The organism is Rivularia sp. PCC 7116 (genome assembly GCF_000316665.1).
Taxonomy (GTDB): Bacteria; Cyanobacteriota; Cyanobacteriia; order Cyanobacteriales; family Nostocaceae; genus Rivularia.
In genome coordinates, this window is the sequence record NC_019678.1 from 2,290,407 (window position 1) to 2,307,301 (window position 16,895).

Consider the following 16,895-nt stretch of genomic DNA (forward strand, 5'->3'; position numbering starts at 1 on the left):
CGTGAAAAACCGAACGCTCAGCGCTAGACGATTTCCCGGTACGCCTACAAAGTTTCAGCCTATAGACCCCATAACGTTTAAAGTTAATACTCCTGTTTGCGTAGCGCTGATTGAAAGTAGATCGGCTAAGTATAATTGGTGGTCGGCTGGTTTTGCACAAGCATTCTTCTACAGTGGTGCTTTTGTAAACCGCCAGCTAACGGGTTTTAAGAACTGGCATATTGGGTTATCTCGTCCGGTTCTACTGGATTTTCGGGAATATGAAGCCGTTCAATACGGGTTAGAGTTTACGTTTAGGCCGTGGCACAGAGACATTAGGCTGCAAGTCTGGAAGTATCAAAGCGATTTAACAGATGCTACAAACATAGACTTACAGCGAATACTTGCAGATATAGCAAGAGTTGAAAAGAAAATTGATGATATTTCTGAATACGGGCGTTAAAAATGCCTTGGGAAAAGTTAGGAATCTTTTTTATAAAACCCGGATGGACTTTAACTAAACCAGTTGAAGCGGAACTTTTTAGAATTAAGCACTTAAAGATTTATCAGGCAGATAAGTATTATTTAAAAGCTGCAATTGCTCAAGCTTTTAAGGTTGGTTTTGACCTAACCACTTTTAATACTAGACGTTTTTCCTACCGAACCGAACCCGAAACGTTTGAATTTTACTTTCCTCCCGGATTAGGCGAGCATAGTTTAGCCTTCAAAAGATTGGATGATTCTCCCGTTAGTTGGAGGATTGAAGCCGAATATTTTTATAGTGAAAATCCTTTAGAGGATTATCAAAACTATATAAATAATCGCTTCGGTCAACCTGCTTTAAATCAATTCAATCAAGATATGTCAGCACTTTATCCACGTTTATTCAGCGGTTCTACTACTCCTAATAGTGGCGGAGTCTCGTTAAAAGCTGGTGAACCTAAGAAAGTTCTTAACGAAAATCTAGGTCGAACAGAATTTAATATTAGAAGTAAAGGACATCCCGTAATACTTGCAACTGGTTTTGACGAGGCTGGTAAACCTTTGGTTGTTCTTGAAGAAATGCCGCCAAACTACAGCTACAATCATTCAGCCACTACTGCTGGATTGTATAAGGGTGAAGTTTGGGCTATTGCTGAACAGGATACTAGCGTTAGTTTCACCGAATACATAGCACAGTAATAAATAAAAGTCCGGATACCATTCCGGACTAAATTATTCACAATGAGAGATTTTAATATTAGCGATTTAATTGCAATTGGCAGTTTAGTCATAACAGCTATTAGTGGCATAATCGCGGCTGCTTTTTGGTATGCCAATACTGAAAAGCGTAAATATGGATTAGAACGCGATTTTGCACATTTAAAAAATAATTATGCTCAAATCCAGCAATCTTTGAATCAAGTTTTAACTGAACTCGACCACCGTTTTGACGTTGCGGAGCGAGACATTCTAGAAATTAAATCTGTTTTGAATAATTTAAAAAAAGAAGGTTCTAAGTAGTGTTTAAAAAACTTGAGAATTTTAGCGTCCGAAGTTTAGTAATACTTTGCTTTGTCATTTCAGGCTGTGGATTAGCGGCGATTGATGCAAGTTTTCGTCCTGTCTTTGGTGACTTTGTAAAGATGGCGATTACAGGCTACTTTGCACAGTTAAAGCCACACTCATAGCCAGTGATTTAACACGATAAAAATAGCATTCAATTCAATTGCAACAATTATCAAACAAATAATTCTTCCTCTTGGATACCCAAAAGCATAGTCGTAGTTCTCAAGTATCAGGATTAAGGTATCCCAAGTAAGCGTTGCACATTGTTTTAGCTGTTTTCCTGTTTCTTCCAACCAGCGAGATATACTCTCAACCATTTAACAAACCAATTCATCAAACAAAGAATAACTCATGAAGATTGCAATTGACCTCGGGCATAACGTCCGGTGTGACGGTGGCGCTGTGGGCATCAAGCGCGAGAATGATTTAATTATGGCTGTCGGTGAAAACGTAATTTACCGATTGCGTAAATCCGGACATCAAGTTGTCGAATGTAAACCCACTTGGGCCTCATCCGTATATGATTCCCTTAACCGTCGAGTGCAAACCGCTAACAGTTTTAGAGCAGATGTCTTTGCTAGTATTCATTTTAATGCTTTTAACGGTCAGGCTTATGGTACTGAGGTTTACGCAATCAGTACCAAAGGAAAGGCAATAGCTAGAAAAGTAGTTAACAATATTTCTGCACTTGGGTACTACAATCGTGGCGTTAAACATAAAGCATTTCACGTACTCAGATACACCTCAATGCCAGCAATTCTTGTGGAGTGCTGTTTCTGCGACAGTTGGCGCGATATGAACCTGTTTGATGCTGATAAGATGGCCCAAGCTATTTTAAGGGGCTTGTTACAATAGGCTTTTCATTTTCAACTACTAAGCGAATTTGGCTAGGAATTCGCTTTTCTTTAAACTATCCATAAATGTATAACCCCTAACTAAGTTGCTAGGGGTTATGCTACTAATGATTACTTGGCTGTACGCTTAGCTTGCGATTACCTTAAGGGTGGTAATCGCCTTTTTATTTTTTTAAGGGTTATGTGGCTTAGTCGTTGGTGGTTCATAATTGCGATCGCCACAAATCCAATTAAAAAGACATCAAAACCGATAGCTATCCCCCCAATTAGCAATACTTCATCTTGATGCATACTTACTATCCCCATTCCCATTAGCACTTTTGATTAATTCCTCGTACTTTTTCTTGTCTTGGGCAACACCGGCTTTACCAATCAGCGCTAGCCAAGACAAGGAATTACCCGCCAGATACATCACTTCACTACCAAATACTAAGCAACTGGCAAGGAATCTAGCTGCCATAATATCTCCCATTCCTAAACCGCCAATGGTAGTTACGAAATCTACGTAGTAGACCACGCAACAGAAGATTGCTAGGAATATAACTAACGTGATGCTTGCCCCCGTTGCAATCTTCCTTTGATTCTCATTTTGAATAGAGGCTAATGATTTTGGAATTGAAAATATAATTCCCCAAGCAGGGGGAGTTGTACAAATCCCAATACAGAATGCCTCATACAAACCAATAGCCGCGCTAATAGCCCAAACCGTCCAAAATTGTAAATCTGGTTCCGTGCTTAGGAATCCATCAAAGTACTTTTTAGTGTATATAACGTTAATCCAGGTTATAGCTATTCCTACTATGTAACAGCAGACTGAAATAGCTCGGTTAACTGCGGGCGCTCTACCAAAAATCATGTTTTCTCCTAATAATATTGAGCAATTTATAGGTGCCTATGTGTTGTTGAAAGTGTTGAATTTTTGTTGAACTGTTGAACATCTGTTGAACAATCTCTTAAAGCTGTTGAACCATTAGCAACAAGGATGTTGAAGATTGTTGAACTTGTTGAACAACATTTTGTTGAATGGTTCAACACACCTCCCCCCTCCCCCCCCCTGAGATTCAACAAGTTTTTACGAGTTGGTAATTATCCTCGCTATCTTTTTCAATCAAACTATTTTCAACCAGTTCATTTATTATGGGTTTAATTGCTTCGTTCTTATGACTTTTATGTCCGAGAGGGCGCGATTGCTGAATGTTTCTGATTCCGAATTTGCTGTCTGGTGAAACAGTTTTACTGTTAAACCATTTCAGTAGTTTTTCTGCTTCTGAACTTAACTCTGGTGGAGTATCATTGTCTGCTAGTGAAATGGTTAATGGTAATTGGTTGATTGGGTTAATTCCAATTGGTGGATTACCTTTTTTCTTGAATGTTTTATAGTCGCCATCCGTGGGATGTATAGCTATGGAAGCTCGCACTGCTCCAGTCAATACACAGGGGTAAGCTTGCTGTTGTATCCACTGGTTGCGTTTATCGAACTGTTTCCATCTGCTTTCTGCGTATGTTGCAGCTGAAGCACCTGTTAAAATTAGTACAAAATTATTGCGATTTTGTGCTGATATTCCTATATCCTCTACATTTGACGACTGATTCATAGCGATAAACATGATGTCGTACTTCCTACCTTCACTCCCCAAGCGCTCTAATGTCCTTTCAACGCGGGTTGAATCATCAAAGTTTTTAAGGCAAGCTCCCAATTCATCCGTAAAGACAATCAAAAAATCATCTTCTTTAGGTTGATAATCTGCCTCACGCCGCAGGTCTAGCAAATTTTCTAATGCTTCGAGTTGTCGCTCAATCAAGGTAAAATCGCTAAGTACCTTGATACCTAACTCCCTCCACAGCGGATTCCGGTTAGCATGTGGATCTAGTGCTAAAACTTGGGCGGGTTTGTTGGCAGTTAGCTTGCCAGCCAGCCAACAAGCTAGTGAAGTTTTAGCGCTGCCACTGTTACCAAAAATAAGTACGCCTACGGCCTCATCTTCTAAATCATCCCAGTTATAAAAGTCCAATATTTCTGTTTCTGTTTCGGGTGTTGGGTATTGGGTATTGGGTATTGGTCTTTCATTTTCAACCTTTAACTCTTTTTCGACTTCAACCTCAGCAACTTGTGATTGCTGCAATCGGCTTGATTCGGTGGTAGTACTAGCCATAAGCACGCCACCAGCAGCAGCACCTAAAATACTTCCAACAACTAATGGAATTTCAAATTTAAAAGGATGCTCTAAGCGAGCTGATCGAATGGGAGTAGGTGCAGATATAATCACCTCCCCAAGTAATACCAACTCTGGTATCATTATTTTTTCCACTCACTGGTCATAGGTGCAACCGCTGTTGTTAGCCAAGCGGTTGCATTTAATTAGTTAGCTCGTATCTGCTCAATCAAGGCATGTAACAATCCCTCCATGTCGGTAGGTTCTAGCTGGTCGGTGCATTCCCAAGCTACCCAATGCATCTCAGGTCTGATATTTCCATTCGCACGATTAGCTAAGTAAGTGCATATGTACTGAATAAAGAAAAGTTTTTCTCGAACGTTAAGTCCTTCTAGGTGCGAGCCGTATTTGTTTTGTATGTCGCCTAAAATCGACCTTTCACCCGGTGTATAGCTGGTGTAATATCCAAGTGGTTTACTCATTGGTAGAATAGAACTCTAGGTGTACTTAATAGGACTGCGGTTTGCTGGCAGTCCTATTTTCAACTAACTAGCAAAACCCCACGACGCTACGATTTACGGGTTATAACTGGATAGTCAATTTATTACTGATGATTTCAAGTTTTAGGGAAGTAGCGCGTACTTCCCATTTTTTTTTACAACTTCTACAACCCTACGACGCTACGATTTATGGGCTATATTGTGGAAGTTATATTCACATTTACTGATTGCTAATTAACTTACTAAGTGGGGAGTTGCGAGTACTCCCCATCTTTTTTTAGGTACTGACCACATAATGACTACTCGGTCTGTTATGGGTGTTCGCTAAGTTGAAGTCGAAGAAATTTTTGCCCCCTCAAATGCCTCTATTAAGTCATCAAGAGAACAGTTAAAAACCTCAAGCAACTTTTTTGTTTGGGACGGAGTTAAGCGAGGTGAGACGCTACCTTGCTCCCACCTCCCGACAGTTGCGGTCTGAACGTCTATGGCTTGCGCTACTTGCCTTTGAGACAATCCGGCTCTTTTCCTTAACGACATTATGCTCAGGGGTTCTTTCTTTGCTCTTTCCATATTATACTATAGACACCTACGATAGACATATACTTCTAGCCAACACGTCTATCGTACTTATCTACCAATAAACTGCAATTAGCAGATACGTGTAACATATCTGCTAATCATTACTATCTCATTATGAAGTTGAGATCAAAATATGGGAACTCGGGAGGTATGCTGCGAGCCAAGACCCAGTACTGACAAGCAATTTCGCGAAAAAAAAAGGAGCTTGATAAAAGCCCCTTAGATGAGTATGAATAACTGGCTTATAAATCTAGTTGTTCGCGTAAGTCGTTCAAAGATGATGCTGATGGAGATGCTGAAGTTTTATCTGGAGTGAATTCAAGCTCAAAGCTTACTTCAATCCTAACCTTACCTTTTAGCCAACCACCGCCTTTGACTGAGAGACATTGGCACGTAATGCCCTCCCTTGCCCACTCGCGATAATCATCGTCAAAGCGTTCCATGATTTCGTTTTTGATTTCGTCAACTCTTGATGTTGGTTTGTATGTAAGGTTTTCATCCTTATCCATCGAAACCACATCGTCATCATTCAAAATAATTCGTTCCGTCATAATCACTTACTGAATGCCTACTACTAGCATTCCCAGACAGAAGAAAAACCAAAACCCGTAAATCAACCTACCTATATATGTTGAATGACTAGAAACCCGAGAAAACACCGATTCCAAAAATACGAAAACCCTCCGATTACAGTAACCGCAGGGCTTTCATACCGTGGAGGTAGTTCCATCTACCAAAACCATGAATTTAATTATAGTCCTGTGGCTGTTAGCCATGTCATTCGCAGCGTGGGTAGTCTTCCTCAACTACCAAGCACACAACCAAACACCGTGGTGGTTGCTTTGGAGCAGATACAACCGTGGAATAAAACATCCTCGGGGATTCAGGAATGTAAAACGCCCAAAGCCAAAAAGGTTAAACATCCCCACACACCTACCGGCTTGGCAACAACTACTTGCATTGGTGCGCTATGACGAAAAAACAGCAGTGCGATTGTACCATTACGCCAAAAACTGCAATCCAGGAAAGTCAGAAAAGTGGGTTTTGGAAAAAGCTCTTTGGGACTTGGAGCGTGATAGGTGGTAGCTTACAGCGATTATTTTTACACCTGCGGCTATGGATGTGGGCGGCTACTAAAACCAAAAACTTCCATTGCTTTGAAATTGGATTTACCAAAATAATTCATATTACTGCTAATTACTATCCCAGCAGTTTTGAGTTTTTATTAATAACTATCTCGTTTAGTAGACCAATGTTTTACCTGTTTGAGCCAGGTCATATTATTGGTGATTTTTGTCGCGAGCATGGTTTTAATTACGAAGTTTTTGAAGATGATATCCCTTTCTAATGACCAAAGAAAGTAACGAACAAAGAATACTCAGACTAGAAGGAACTATCGACGCGCTTAAGTTTCACTTAGAAAACCTTTCTAAACAACTTCTATTGCTAGAAGCTCAAATTGCTGATTCAAATCCTTCAAACGAGGACATTCGGCACTTAATAAAAGATACAACAAAGACTCTCCACACGATACAAAACATCTACCCATGCAGAAGAAAATGTAACCAATGAATAATTCAAGCTATAACCTATTCGATGATTGTGACGATGAAATTCTACATAAAACCTCTCAAGCTACGGCTAACCTTGTGATTAAACTCATCGATTACATTCAACATGAATTCAAAACCGATAGAGCCAAAGCAACATTTACAGCAGGAGTACTAATAGCATCATTGCCCGAGATGATTGAAGAAAATGAAGGCGGTAGAGAAGGCGTACAGGAGATTATTAATGATTTTGAGAATATTTACAGCCAACAATTCAACCAAAATTGATAAAAAAAAGAGCGCCAAAGGGGCACTCAAATGTAATTTAAATAACGTTTATTATTAACATGATTATAACACAAAGTAAGTCCAAAAAGGTAGAATCTAGACCTGATTTTATTGCAGAAAAACATTGGCAAGAGTGGGTAGATTCCGGTGTAAAACCATCAATAATTGCAGCAAATATTTATACAGAACTTGACGCAAGAGAGCTTGATAAAGCTTTAAACAGGAATAACAGAAGGAAGTGGAAACACTCGGATAACTTAGTTCCAGCTTGGCTAGTACGTGGAGTATACCCGGAAACTGGAGAGCTTGATTTAGGAGGAATACAAGCTAAGCCTGACAACCCAGAAATAAAACATGGCAAGATTCAGAAATATCTTGGAGCTTGCGAATATGGAACTTCTCCCCTCTTCCTTAGAGTAGATGATTTCGATTACTGGTTAAAAGTAATACAGGATTTACAAATACCAATAATCATTACAGAAGGTGCTAAAAAATCTGCGTGTTTATTAAGTAATGGTTATGCAGCTATTAGCATCCCCGGTGTGAGTACCTGTAGAAAGAAAGGTAGATTACACAAATTAATCAAAAAGTTCTGTGGTTTTGGTCGGTTGTTCTACCTTTGTTTCGACAACGATGTTGTTACTAAGCGTCCGGTTCAGCTAGCACTGGAAGGACTAGCACGAGATTTAACCGCGACTGGTAGCAAAGTTATGGTTATTTCCCTCCCAGAAGGTGACGCTAAGGGAGTTGACGATTATATAGTCGCTAATTCGGTAGAAGCATTTGATCGACTGGTGACTAACGCTCAAACTATTGAGGAGTGGAAAGAAGACAATGATTTGTCATGGGCCGCCAAACAGGAACAGATTAAAAATAGGAAGAAATCAAAATTAGCTCGGGCCGTAGAAACAATTCAAACAGCGTGGGGTGATTTCCTTAGATGGAATGATTTGACTCAAGCACCAGAACTAGGGGACGAGCAATTAGAAATTGATGACCTAAGAGTTAAAATTGCTTTGGAACTGGACATGGACATTACCAAAGATGATTCAGTTACAGCAATTCGGACTTTAGCCAAAGGGCGGCGTTACCACCCGATAAAAGAATATTTACAGGATGTAGCGGAAAGTTACAAAGACGTAGAGCTAAGCATCATTGATAATCTTTCAACCGAGTTATTTGGTAACGACTCAGAAATTTGCAACATATATATGAAGCGCTTTCTGATAGGTTCGGTAGCACGGATGATGCGACCGGGTACGAAGATGGACAACGCGATTATTCTCCACGGTGCTGAAGGGATTAAAAAATCAACGTTTTGGAATGTTTTGTTTGGTGAAGATTGGTTCTCAGATTCCATTGACGATAGCAATGGTAAAGACGAAAAAATGCTGATTCACGAGTACTGGTGTTTGGAATGGAGTGAATTCGCAACAGTTTACAAGCACAAAGATATTGAAGCGCTCAAGAAGTTTCTAGCTCAAAAAATTGATTCTTTTCGGAAACCATTTGAGCGAGCAATATCTAAGCACAAACGAGGATGCGTATTCGTAGGAACAACTAACAATCCAGAAATTCTTCAAGACCCGGCCGGAAGAAATCGCCGTTTTTGGATTGTCAACGTTAACCAAGAAATTGATATCGCCAAACTAGAAAAGATTCGCGATCAACTTTGGGCCGCTGCTTATTACTGTTGGAAACGAGGGGATATACACTATATCCCCGAAAAATCTCGGGAAGCTCACTTACAAGATAAAGAGAATGAGCAGTTTAAAGCATCTCACCCGTGGCAGGAAATTATTGAATCATCTTTGATGGGTAAAAACCAAACTCACCTCGGAGAATTGTACGATTGCTTGGAAATTGAAAAGGGGAGAAGGGAAGCAAGGCACCAACGTCAAATAGTTGAATGCTTAAAAATTCTTGGTTGGGAATCCACAGACGAAAGAGGTTTCGGCCCTAATGGAAGCAGACCGCGATTATGGAAACGAAAAACTCAGAAAAAAAATAGTAATTTTGGTGGTCAGGTGGATCACAATGTTCAAAGTAACGGTACAACAAGTAATACAGCCTGCCCACCTACTGATCCACCCACCGATCCACTAAAAAATAAAACAAATACATCAAACCCTCAAAGCAACGCATATCAAGGGGTTCTAGATATCCTACCCACCGATCCACCCACTGATCCACCCCAAAACCAAAATAATTATCAAAAAGAAGTTCGGACTGATCCACTACCTGCTACTGGATCGGTGGTGGATCGGGGGGTGGATCAGCCAAGAAATAGCGCTGGTAATGGATTCAGCCCGACTGATCCACCTAACCACCAAAAACGTAAAAATAAAAAAGAAAAAATTCAACCACACCCAAGCTTTGAGAAAAATAAAAATAGCTCAATAAAGATAATCGGCATGACCGGAACGTGGAATGTTAGATATCGAATTACCAGACAGCACATTGACATTAAATATTCTTCCGATGATAGAACCGGCAGCCAAAAAGAATTTATCCAGTTACGAGAGCGGCTGACTTACAAACAATTCCGGGAACAGGTAGAAGCGGCTATTTGGAAGCTAGAAAGCCAAATAATTGGCGATCGCAAGTTTCGGGTACAGGTGTGGAGCCGCGATGTGACGGAACTAGAGCCGAAATGGGTTCAGGGGTGTACGTTAGTTTCGACTCCGGAACCACCCGGAAGTACGATGTTTATCTTTGCTTCACCCGAAGGTCGGGTTATCCCCAAAGCGGGAATTGATGAGTTTGAGTTGATTGAGGAAATTTAGTTTTCATTTAAAAATGTCTAAATATTTAGAAGAATTCATGCGTGAAAGACATGAAAAATTGCGTGATGAAATTGACTTAATTAAAGGTCAACTAGAAAAAGTCGCGAGCGAGTATGAAGCGGCTCGTTCGGAAGTAAAAGCCGTTTATGACAGAAATGAGGAACTCTCGTTAAAACCTGCGATAAAAATATTGCATGAAGCATCGCTGCTATTACATTTAGAAATTGCAATGATGAAACCTTTTTGTCCGGCGGATGACGCGGCCCCCGATCCAAACGATGAATACTATTAGGTTTTAGATTGCATGGAGCAGTTAAAAGAAATTAACCAACGGCTCAAAGATGCCTGCATGGGGGTGCGAGTAGAGCAACAGGGAAATACCTTGTTTTTACGTGCAACTCTACCCCCAAAACCCAATTCAAACAAAAGCAAACCTTGCCAACAACGTATAGCCTTGGGCATCCGAGCCAATAAGAAAGGGATTAAGCGAGCAGAAGGGGAAGCTTATAAACTCGCTGGTTTACTTTCTTGCAAGGAGTTCAAATGGGAAGTTTACCTTCAATCAGATCCAGATTCTCCCCCGGTGCGTTATGTAGCTGATTTAGTCAAAGCTTATGAGGAATTCTATTTTCAAACTAGGCAACGCAATCACAAGTCAGAAACTACTTGGACAGGCGATTACTTCAAAATATTTAAACGTTTACCAACAGATGAATTACTTACAAAAGAAGTCATTATGGAGGTGATAACAGAAATAGCGCCTGACACAAAACAAAGAGTAAGAGCTTGCATGGCTTTACAAGCACTCGCTAACTTTGCAGAACTCAATATTGATTTAAAACCTTTTCGAGGAACTTATTCCCCCAAAAGAACAAAACCGCGAGATTTACCTGATGATTTAGCTATCGCCAAAGTTTTTCACGGAATCAAAAACGAATCTTGGCAATGGATTTTTGGGATGCTGGCGACTTATGGTTTGCGTAATCATGAGGTTTTTCGTGTAGATTTTGATTCCATATTAAAAGGTAACTATATTGTCAGTGTTGGGGAAAATTCAAAAACAGGTCCTAGAAAAGTTTGGCCATGTTATCCAGAATGGTTTTCTGAATTTCGTTTGAATGAAGTAAGGCTACCAAACATAAGCCTTGACCGTTCTAACACCAAAGTAGGAGAGTCTGTAACACAATGGTTTACACATAACATTCCTTTCGGTGCTTACAACTTACGCCATTGTTGGGCGGTCAGAACGCTAGGCTTTGGTCTTGACGTTTCTCTTGCAGCACAACAAATGGGGCATTCTACAAAAGTGCATACTGAAATCTATCATCACTGGATATCAGAACAGCACCACCAGCGAGCGTTTGAATTGATGATGATGCGAGAAAATCGCCCGCAGCCGCCAATAATATTAGGCCATAAACCAACTAAAAATTTTCTTGCCTAAATCTTGCCTAAAGAAAAATATCACTTCTCGGAAGTTATTACATCTGAAGCGCCATTATCCCGCTATGTAAACACCTGAATAAGTTGTTGAAACATATAAAAACGGGGAAAGCAATTCCCCGTTAGAGCGCTTAACTTATCACCTTAATATTTACGGGTGTATAGTACCGTCTGGCATAGTTGCTCCCGTTAATTTCACATTATTTAAATCGATTCCGTGGAGGTTTGTATATCGCAAATTTGCACCGCTTAAATCGGCACCGTTAAGTTTTGTACGATGAAGCCTTGCACCTCGTAAATCGGCACCGCGCAAATCTACGTTAGTTAAATTTGCATAGGTAAGATTAGCGTTTGATAAATTTGCATTCTTCAATACTGCACTTCTAAGTCTCGCTCCTCTAAGATTCGCATCCTGGAGATTTGTATCTTTAAGTATAGCTCTTTGTAAGCGAGCATATTTAAGATTTGTGCCGCTTAAGTTGCTACTTTGTAAATTAGAATTCTCCAAGTTAATATGCCTTAAATTTGCATTTTTGAGGCTGACATTTTCAATTTGAGAATTACTTAAATTTACTTTCTGAAGCTCGCAGTCTTCGCACTCCTTTTTTTTCTGCAATCTATCAAGTAAACGATGAGTTTGTTCGCGTTCTTGCAGAAGCTCCTGTAACCGATTTATACGACTAATTCGGGTTTCTAGCTGTCTTTGTTTGTAACGAAGACGGTAGATTTGTCTTTGCTGTCGTTCAATTTTATGCTGTTGCGAAATTGTAGATCTTTGAATTCCTTGAGTTCCGGCAATACCTACCCAAAGAAGTATTAAAAGTGCAAAACTCTGAGCAAAAACATTGCTTTCCTTTGATTTTTGCTGTACAACCACGGGAATTGACCGCAATGCTTCAAGTGCTTCTGCTGCACTTGCAAATCTATGTTTGAGATTTGGCTCAACCATTTTACCCAACCACCCGGCAAATTTCGGATGAATATTCGATGGAAAACTTTTGAAATCAAAACGATATTCATCATCAATTAGTTTGCCTACATTAACCGAACGGGTACCGCTAAGCAAACAAATTAATGTCACACCCAAACTATATAAATCGGATGCTTCAGTTAAATCGCGACCGAAATATTCTTCGGGAGGAATAAAACCAGGAGTTCCGGAAGCAACGCTACTAAGTGCTACTTCATTATTACTAACTTTTGCAAAGCCAAAATCGACTAAGTAAGCGTTAAGATTTTTATCAACTAAAATATTTTCTGGTTTAATATCGCGGTGTATAATTTGCGGGTCTCGTTGTTGCAAATAAACTAATATTTCTAAAATAGATATAGCAATTTGCTTAACTTGTTCCGGGGTAAACTTGTTCTCCGAAGCCAATGATGGAGCATCTTTATATTCCTGTACTAAGCAAAAACCTTGCGGTGTTTCAAAAGAAGTTAAATAGCTGGGAATACGGGGATGATTTAACTGTTGCAGTACTTCTATTTCCCGTTCGTAAGCCTTAAAACCAGACCAGTCGGCACCTACATCTGCAAAGCGAAACTCTTTGATTACTACTTTTTCGTCGGTATTTTCCACTTCCGCGAGGTGCGTTATACGTCCTCCGAAGCGATTTTTCCCTAATTCCTTATTAACTTGATAGCCGAGATGCGAAAAATCTGTTTTTTGGATTGCCATCGTTATCTCCACGCGCAATGATTGCAGCTTGATTCGTCATAATACGCAGGTATTACAAACTATTTTCACACAAAAAAAATCAACTGTTCAGATTTTGTACGATATCTTATCTTTATCTTCAAACTATAGCTTGCGTAAAGGGAGAAAAATTGGGGTACTTTTTTTTCGGTGCAATTCACTTCATGACTGGGGTTTTTTGCCAGTAATGTCCCACTGTAGTTTATCTACTCTTCTGTAAGCCTTAGATGTTAAACTTTACAAGTCTTGATGCGAGAGAAGAGAGTCCCAATACCTCCTCCAATCCTCCCTTTTTCTCTTCCAAGAAAGATATAAAATCTAATCTTTCTGCTTCAGCTATAGTAAAAATTGCCGCAGCGCATAGAGACGGAAGGTGTCCATCTGGGGCACTTGGAGAGAAAGTTAGTTCTAAATAATTAAGCCATTCTCTGTTGAAGAACATTCCTTTACGCCAACCGACGCGATCGCCGAACTTTCCGTAATCTCTTTTAACACTTTCCCAAATGCGCTTTTGTAGGCTAAAACCAAAGCGACCATTACTATACTTTACCCAAAGTTGGTCAATGGTGCGTAAGTCAGTGCAAAGAATTTTTTGAAAGTCATCGCAATACAAATAGCTTTGTGATTCTACACCCGCAGCTTTCAGCATAACTCTTAGAGTTTCCTCATCCGCTTCCTTCCATTTCGCAGCTTTGAGCAAATCCCGCAGTCGGGTATAATCAACTGCTTTTTCAGAACGAAGGTCATCTTCTTTTATTTGTTGTGGAGTTATTAATACTGGTTCTTCTACAAGTTGCGATCGCGAAACCCATTGTTGACAAAATGCTCTTAACTGGGGATTTCCTGGATTATATTCAGATGCAGCATTAATCAGTTCTTGTAATTTTCCCTGTGTTTCAGCCCATGTAACTACTCTAAATACAACTTCAGAATGATTCGCACCTGTAGCGACTTCACATAAAGTTTTATTCAAACCAAAGCTGAGCATCTGCTCAAGGGCTATGGGCGCAGGGAAGGCGTTTAAAAGAGCCTCATAGAAATCACGGCGCTGTTTACCATTCTCAAACCGCATTTTGCTTAAATCAGTATATTTGGCTAACAATATACTATTATTACCAACATAAACCGAAGAATTCCTTATAAAATTGTCATTTAACTGATATCTTGCACCCCAAGCTCAGCTGCGCGTACAACCGCCTTGGAATAAATTCCCAGGCTCAAAAACAAAGTCGTCTCAAGACGACTGGATAAGGCTTTTAGTGCGTTTTAGCGTACTTTGTATATAAGCCTTGAAATTTATTTCTCTGCGTTCACGCGGCTAGCAGAGCGTACCGTAGGTATTGCGTGCGGGCTAGAAAGCCTCCGGCTTACAAGGCAGGTATTTGTAGATAACAACAATGTTGTAAGATACAAACACCAAACAAATCACCGCGAAAAATTCGGCTCCCCAACTTCGGGAAAACTATCAAAATTCCGCCTTACCCAATCCATACCAACTTCATTGTTAAATTTAATCTTTTGAGGGCTATTCGCATAAATTTTGCCTAAAATATCAGCATCTTGCTCAATAACTACTCCCACAAGCTTTAGTAAATTTCGTTTAATTAAATGAGCAATTGGTGAGTATGCTTTGACAAACATGAGAATAAAAACGCGAGATTGATTTGAATATTCTGGAATATAAAAATGACATTCTTTAATACTAAAAATCGGACTTTCACCGTGCATAACTGCCATACTTGGAAAGAAATTTTCTAAATGCGCTTCTAATACTTTTGGCATTGCTAAAAGCGCGGGATTTTTTAAAATGTCTTTTATTGTTGGTTTCTTCCGAGGTTGTGCAATGTAAGCATGGGAGTGAAATCCATCATCAATAAACTGCTTTAATTGCACCTCTTCGATTTCAAATAGCTCGCGATGGGTACCATTTTGATGGTTGTAATCGTGCATATTCAATAGAAGCGAAAGAAAATCAGTTTGAATACTGCAATTACCCGTAAACCCGATAAATTCATATTCTGCTGCAATTTCATTCATAATATTCGGAATCGGAATTTTGGCTTCAAAACCTCCGTAAGTCCAAATAAAATCCCCTTGAATTATTAATTCCAATGGTTGTAACAGCGACTTAGTTGACTTATCATTACCGGGTAATACCGTACATCCTTCGCTATCAAATTCCAAAGCATGAAACGGACAAACCACCGTACTACTTCCGTCTGATTTAGTCACGCACCAACCTTCCGATAGCATTGCACCCATATGAGGACAAGCATTCGGCAAACAACTGATTTTACCCTTATCATCTTGCCAAAGTACGTAGTCGTTACCGTAGAGAGAAACTTTCATTGGCTGATTCGGCTTCAGCATCGAACAATGTGCTAACAGCCACGGTGCGCCTTTTAACATAGTTATATAAGTTTTTAAGTAATAGATTGATGAGATTAGTTTAGTCTCGGTTAAACAAAACTGTCTCGCGCAATCTTCCGAAAAATAGCTAAATCTTCCGTTTTATCTTATTCTTTGCACATCCCTCTCCCTGCGGAGCGGAGAGGGAAAGACGGTGAGGTTTCTTTATGCTGCTCGCTATTAACTGATTCTAAATTTCCTCGGAGTTACACCAACATATTTACGAAAAACTTTTGCAAAATGACTTTGACTTTTAAATCCGACTAAATTAGATATTTGTATAATTGAAAATTCTTTATAAGACAAAAGATATTTTGCTTTTTCAACTCGACATTTAGTTACGTATTGATGGGGTGCAATTCCCATTGATTGTTTAAATAAGGTGGCAAAATAATGAGGACTCATCTGTACTATCTGACTCATTTGAGCAAGAGACAAATCTTTATCTAAGTTATCGTTAATGTAATCCCTAATTCGTTTCAATTTATAATTTTGCAGCCCATGGCTATATTTTTTGAGATTAACCTTTCGCGTTGAATAATGTTTTAATAAATGCACCGCTAACATATTCGCTGCTGATTCTACGTAGAGACGACTATCACTAATACTAGTTTCTAATTCTCGTTTAATTGCTAACCCAATTTGTTTAACTAAAGGGTCATATGCTTTTACTTGTTGTATAATTTCAATATTATCTATATTAATTGATTCATCAACCGCACTAATTAAAAAATCTGGTTCAAAACTTAAAACAATAAATTGATTGTCTTGCTCAAATTGTGCTGCTGGAGAAGCTTGATAAGCCGGGAAAATTCCAATATCACTTTCCCCATAATATTGACGCTGCCAATTTTGATTTACCTTAAAACTTGCGTAGAAGCTTTGAGGAGAAATACCGATAATATGCTGAGAAGATAAAATTTCAGGAACTTGATAATTTAATTGTCGATGGTAATTAAAATAAAAACCATTACATAGAGAAACCGGGGTAGAAAGAAGCAACGGTAGAGGTAAAATTTGCTCTATTTGATGGGGTTGAGAGGCATTTATTTTTATTGCTTGCTCTGTTGTCATTACAATTTATATTATTGGTATACAAATTTATATCTA

20 protein-coding genes are annotated in these 16,895 nt (G+C 39.3%); 10 read left to right on the plus strand and 10 right to left on the minus strand.

What is annotated here, in order from left to right; genetic code table 11:
• The first annotated feature begins 1 nt into the window (after position 1).
• Genes RIV7116_RS08945 through RIV7116_RS08955 form a run of 3 tightly spaced genes read left to right on the plus strand, consistent with a single transcriptional unit; the run spans position 2 to position 1,482 of the window.
• On the plus strand, positions 2 to 442 hold the full coding sequence (locus RIV7116_RS08945) for a hypothetical protein (RefSeq protein ID WP_157229268.1): 441 nt from the start codon (positions 2 to 4) through the stop codon (positions 440 to 442).
• Between the two features lie 2 nt (positions 443 to 444).
• Entirely contained in the window at positions 445 to 1,161 is a 717-nt protein-coding gene (locus RIV7116_RS08950) for a hypothetical protein (RefSeq protein WP_015117970.1), read from the plus strand.
• Positions 1,162 to 1,203: 42 nt separating this feature from the next.
• On the plus strand, positions 1,204 to 1,482 hold the full coding sequence (locus tag RIV7116_RS08955) for a hypothetical protein (protein WP_015117971.1): 279 nt from the start codon (positions 1,204 to 1,206) through the stop codon (positions 1,480 to 1,482).
• 161 nt (positions 1,483 to 1,643) lie between these two features.
• On the opposite strand, the gene RIV7116_RS08960 is transcribed toward RIV7116_RS08955, so the two are convergent.
• Positions 1,644 to 1,844 (minus strand): hypothetical protein, encoded by a 201-nt coding sequence (locus tag RIV7116_RS08960; protein WP_015117972.1) that lies wholly within the window; start codon positions 1,842 to 1,844, stop codon positions 1,644 to 1,646.
• Positions 1,845 to 1,878: 34 nt separating this feature from the next.
• On the opposite strand from RIV7116_RS08960, the gene RIV7116_RS08965 reads away from it, so the two are divergent.
• Positions 1,879 to 2,382 (plus strand): N-acetylmuramoyl-L-alanine amidase, encoded by a 504-nt coding sequence (locus tag RIV7116_RS08965; RefSeq protein ID WP_015117973.1) that lies wholly within the window; start codon positions 1,879 to 1,881, stop codon positions 2,380 to 2,382.
• A 276-nt stretch (positions 2,383 to 2,658) separates the two neighbouring features.
• Here RIV7116_RS08965 and RIV7116_RS08970 read toward each other — a convergent pair whose 3' ends face one another.
• The 5 genes from RIV7116_RS08970 to RIV7116_RS08990 all read right to left on the minus strand — a co-directional run bounded on the left by RIV7116_RS08970 (position 2,659) and on the right by RIV7116_RS08990 (position 6,164).
• A complete protein-coding gene (locus RIV7116_RS08970) occupies positions 2,659 to 3,237 on the minus strand; it encodes a hypothetical protein (protein ID WP_015117974.1) in 579 nt (192 codons plus the stop codon).
• A gap of 205 nt (positions 3,238 to 3,442) precedes the next feature.
• Entirely contained in the window at positions 3,443 to 4,678 is a 1,236-nt protein-coding gene (locus tag RIV7116_RS08975) for an ATP-binding protein (RefSeq protein WP_015117975.1), read from the minus strand.
• A gap of 62 nt (positions 4,679 to 4,740) precedes the next feature.
• Positions 4,741 to 5,016 carry a hypothetical protein gene (locus tag RIV7116_RS08980; RefSeq protein WP_015117976.1) on the minus strand — a complete coding sequence of 92 codons (276 nt, stop codon included), beginning with the start codon at positions 5,014 to 5,016 and terminating at the stop codon, positions 4,741 to 4,743.
• Positions 5,017 to 5,358: 342 nt separating this feature from the next.
• Positions 5,359 to 5,604 (minus strand): helix-turn-helix transcriptional regulator, encoded by a 246-nt coding sequence (locus tag RIV7116_RS08985; RefSeq protein ID WP_015117977.1) that lies wholly within the window; start codon positions 5,602 to 5,604, stop codon positions 5,359 to 5,361.
• A gap of 251 nt (positions 5,605 to 5,855) precedes the next feature.
• Positions 5,856 to 6,164, minus strand: coding sequence for a KGK domain-containing protein (locus RIV7116_RS08990; protein ID WP_015117978.1), 309 nt, complete (start codon positions 6,162 to 6,164; stop codon positions 5,856 to 5,858).
• Between the two features lie 84 nt (positions 6,165 to 6,248).
• Between RIV7116_RS08990 and RIV7116_RS08995 the strand changes: the two genes are divergently transcribed.
• The 6 genes from RIV7116_RS08995 (at position 6,249) to RIV7116_RS09025 (ending at position 11,681) form a co-directional block, all read left to right on the plus strand.
• Complete coding sequence (locus RIV7116_RS08995; protein ID WP_015117979.1) at positions 6,249 to 6,587, plus strand: hypothetical protein; 339 nt, start codon at positions 6,249 to 6,251, stop codon at positions 6,585 to 6,587.
• Complete coding sequence (locus RIV7116_RS09000; protein WP_015117980.1) at positions 6,584 to 6,961, plus strand: hypothetical protein; 378 nt, start codon at positions 6,584 to 6,586, stop codon at positions 6,959 to 6,961. The genes RIV7116_RS08995 and RIV7116_RS09000 overlap by 4 nt, the downstream gene beginning before the upstream one ends.
• Positions 6,962 to 7,181: 220 nt before the next feature.
• Positions 7,182 to 7,451, plus strand: coding sequence for a hypothetical protein (locus RIV7116_RS09010; protein WP_015117982.1), 270 nt, complete (start codon positions 7,182 to 7,184; stop codon positions 7,449 to 7,451).
• 59 nt (positions 7,452 to 7,510) lie between these two features.
• Positions 7,511 to 10,237, plus strand: a complete 2,727-nt coding sequence (locus tag RIV7116_RS09015; protein WP_015117983.1) for a VapE domain-containing protein — start codon at positions 7,511 to 7,513, stop codon at positions 10,235 to 10,237.
• A gap of 13 nt (positions 10,238 to 10,250) precedes the next feature.
• Positions 10,251 to 10,529 carry a hypothetical protein gene (locus tag RIV7116_RS09020; RefSeq protein WP_015117984.1) on the plus strand — a complete coding sequence of 93 codons (279 nt, stop codon included), beginning with the start codon at positions 10,251 to 10,253 and terminating at the stop codon, positions 10,527 to 10,529.
• Between the two features lie 12 nt (positions 10,530 to 10,541).
• A complete protein-coding gene (locus tag RIV7116_RS09025; protein ID WP_015117985.1) occupies positions 10,542 to 11,681 on the plus strand; it encodes a hypothetical protein in 1,140 nt (379 codons plus the stop codon).
• A gap of 150 nt (positions 11,682 to 11,831) precedes the next feature.
• Here RIV7116_RS09025 and RIV7116_RS37575 read toward each other — a convergent pair whose 3' ends face one another.
• The 4 genes from RIV7116_RS37575 to RIV7116_RS09045 form a co-directional block, all read right to left on the minus strand.
• Positions 11,832 to 13,358 carry a serine/threonine-protein kinase gene (locus tag RIV7116_RS37575; protein WP_015117986.1) on the minus strand — a complete coding sequence of 509 codons (1,527 nt, stop codon included), beginning with the start codon at positions 13,356 to 13,358 and terminating at the stop codon, positions 11,832 to 11,834.
• A 241-nt stretch (positions 13,359 to 13,599) separates the two neighbouring features.
• Complete coding sequence (locus RIV7116_RS34465) at positions 13,600 to 14,448, minus strand: GUN4 domain-containing protein (RefSeq protein ID WP_015117987.1); 849 nt, start codon at positions 14,446 to 14,448, stop codon at positions 13,600 to 13,602.
• A gap of 353 nt (positions 14,449 to 14,801) precedes the next feature.
• A complete protein-coding gene (locus RIV7116_RS09040; protein WP_015117988.1) occupies positions 14,802 to 15,785 on the minus strand; it encodes a Rieske 2Fe-2S domain-containing protein in 984 nt (327 codons plus the stop codon).
• A 180-nt stretch (positions 15,786 to 15,965) separates the two neighbouring features.
• Positions 15,966 to 16,859: a helix-turn-helix transcriptional regulator gene (locus RIV7116_RS09045; RefSeq protein WP_015117989.1), complete on the minus strand. Its 894-nt coding sequence runs from the start codon at positions 16,857 to 16,859 to the stop codon at positions 15,966 to 15,968.
• Positions 16,860 to 16,895 lie beyond the last annotated feature (36 nt).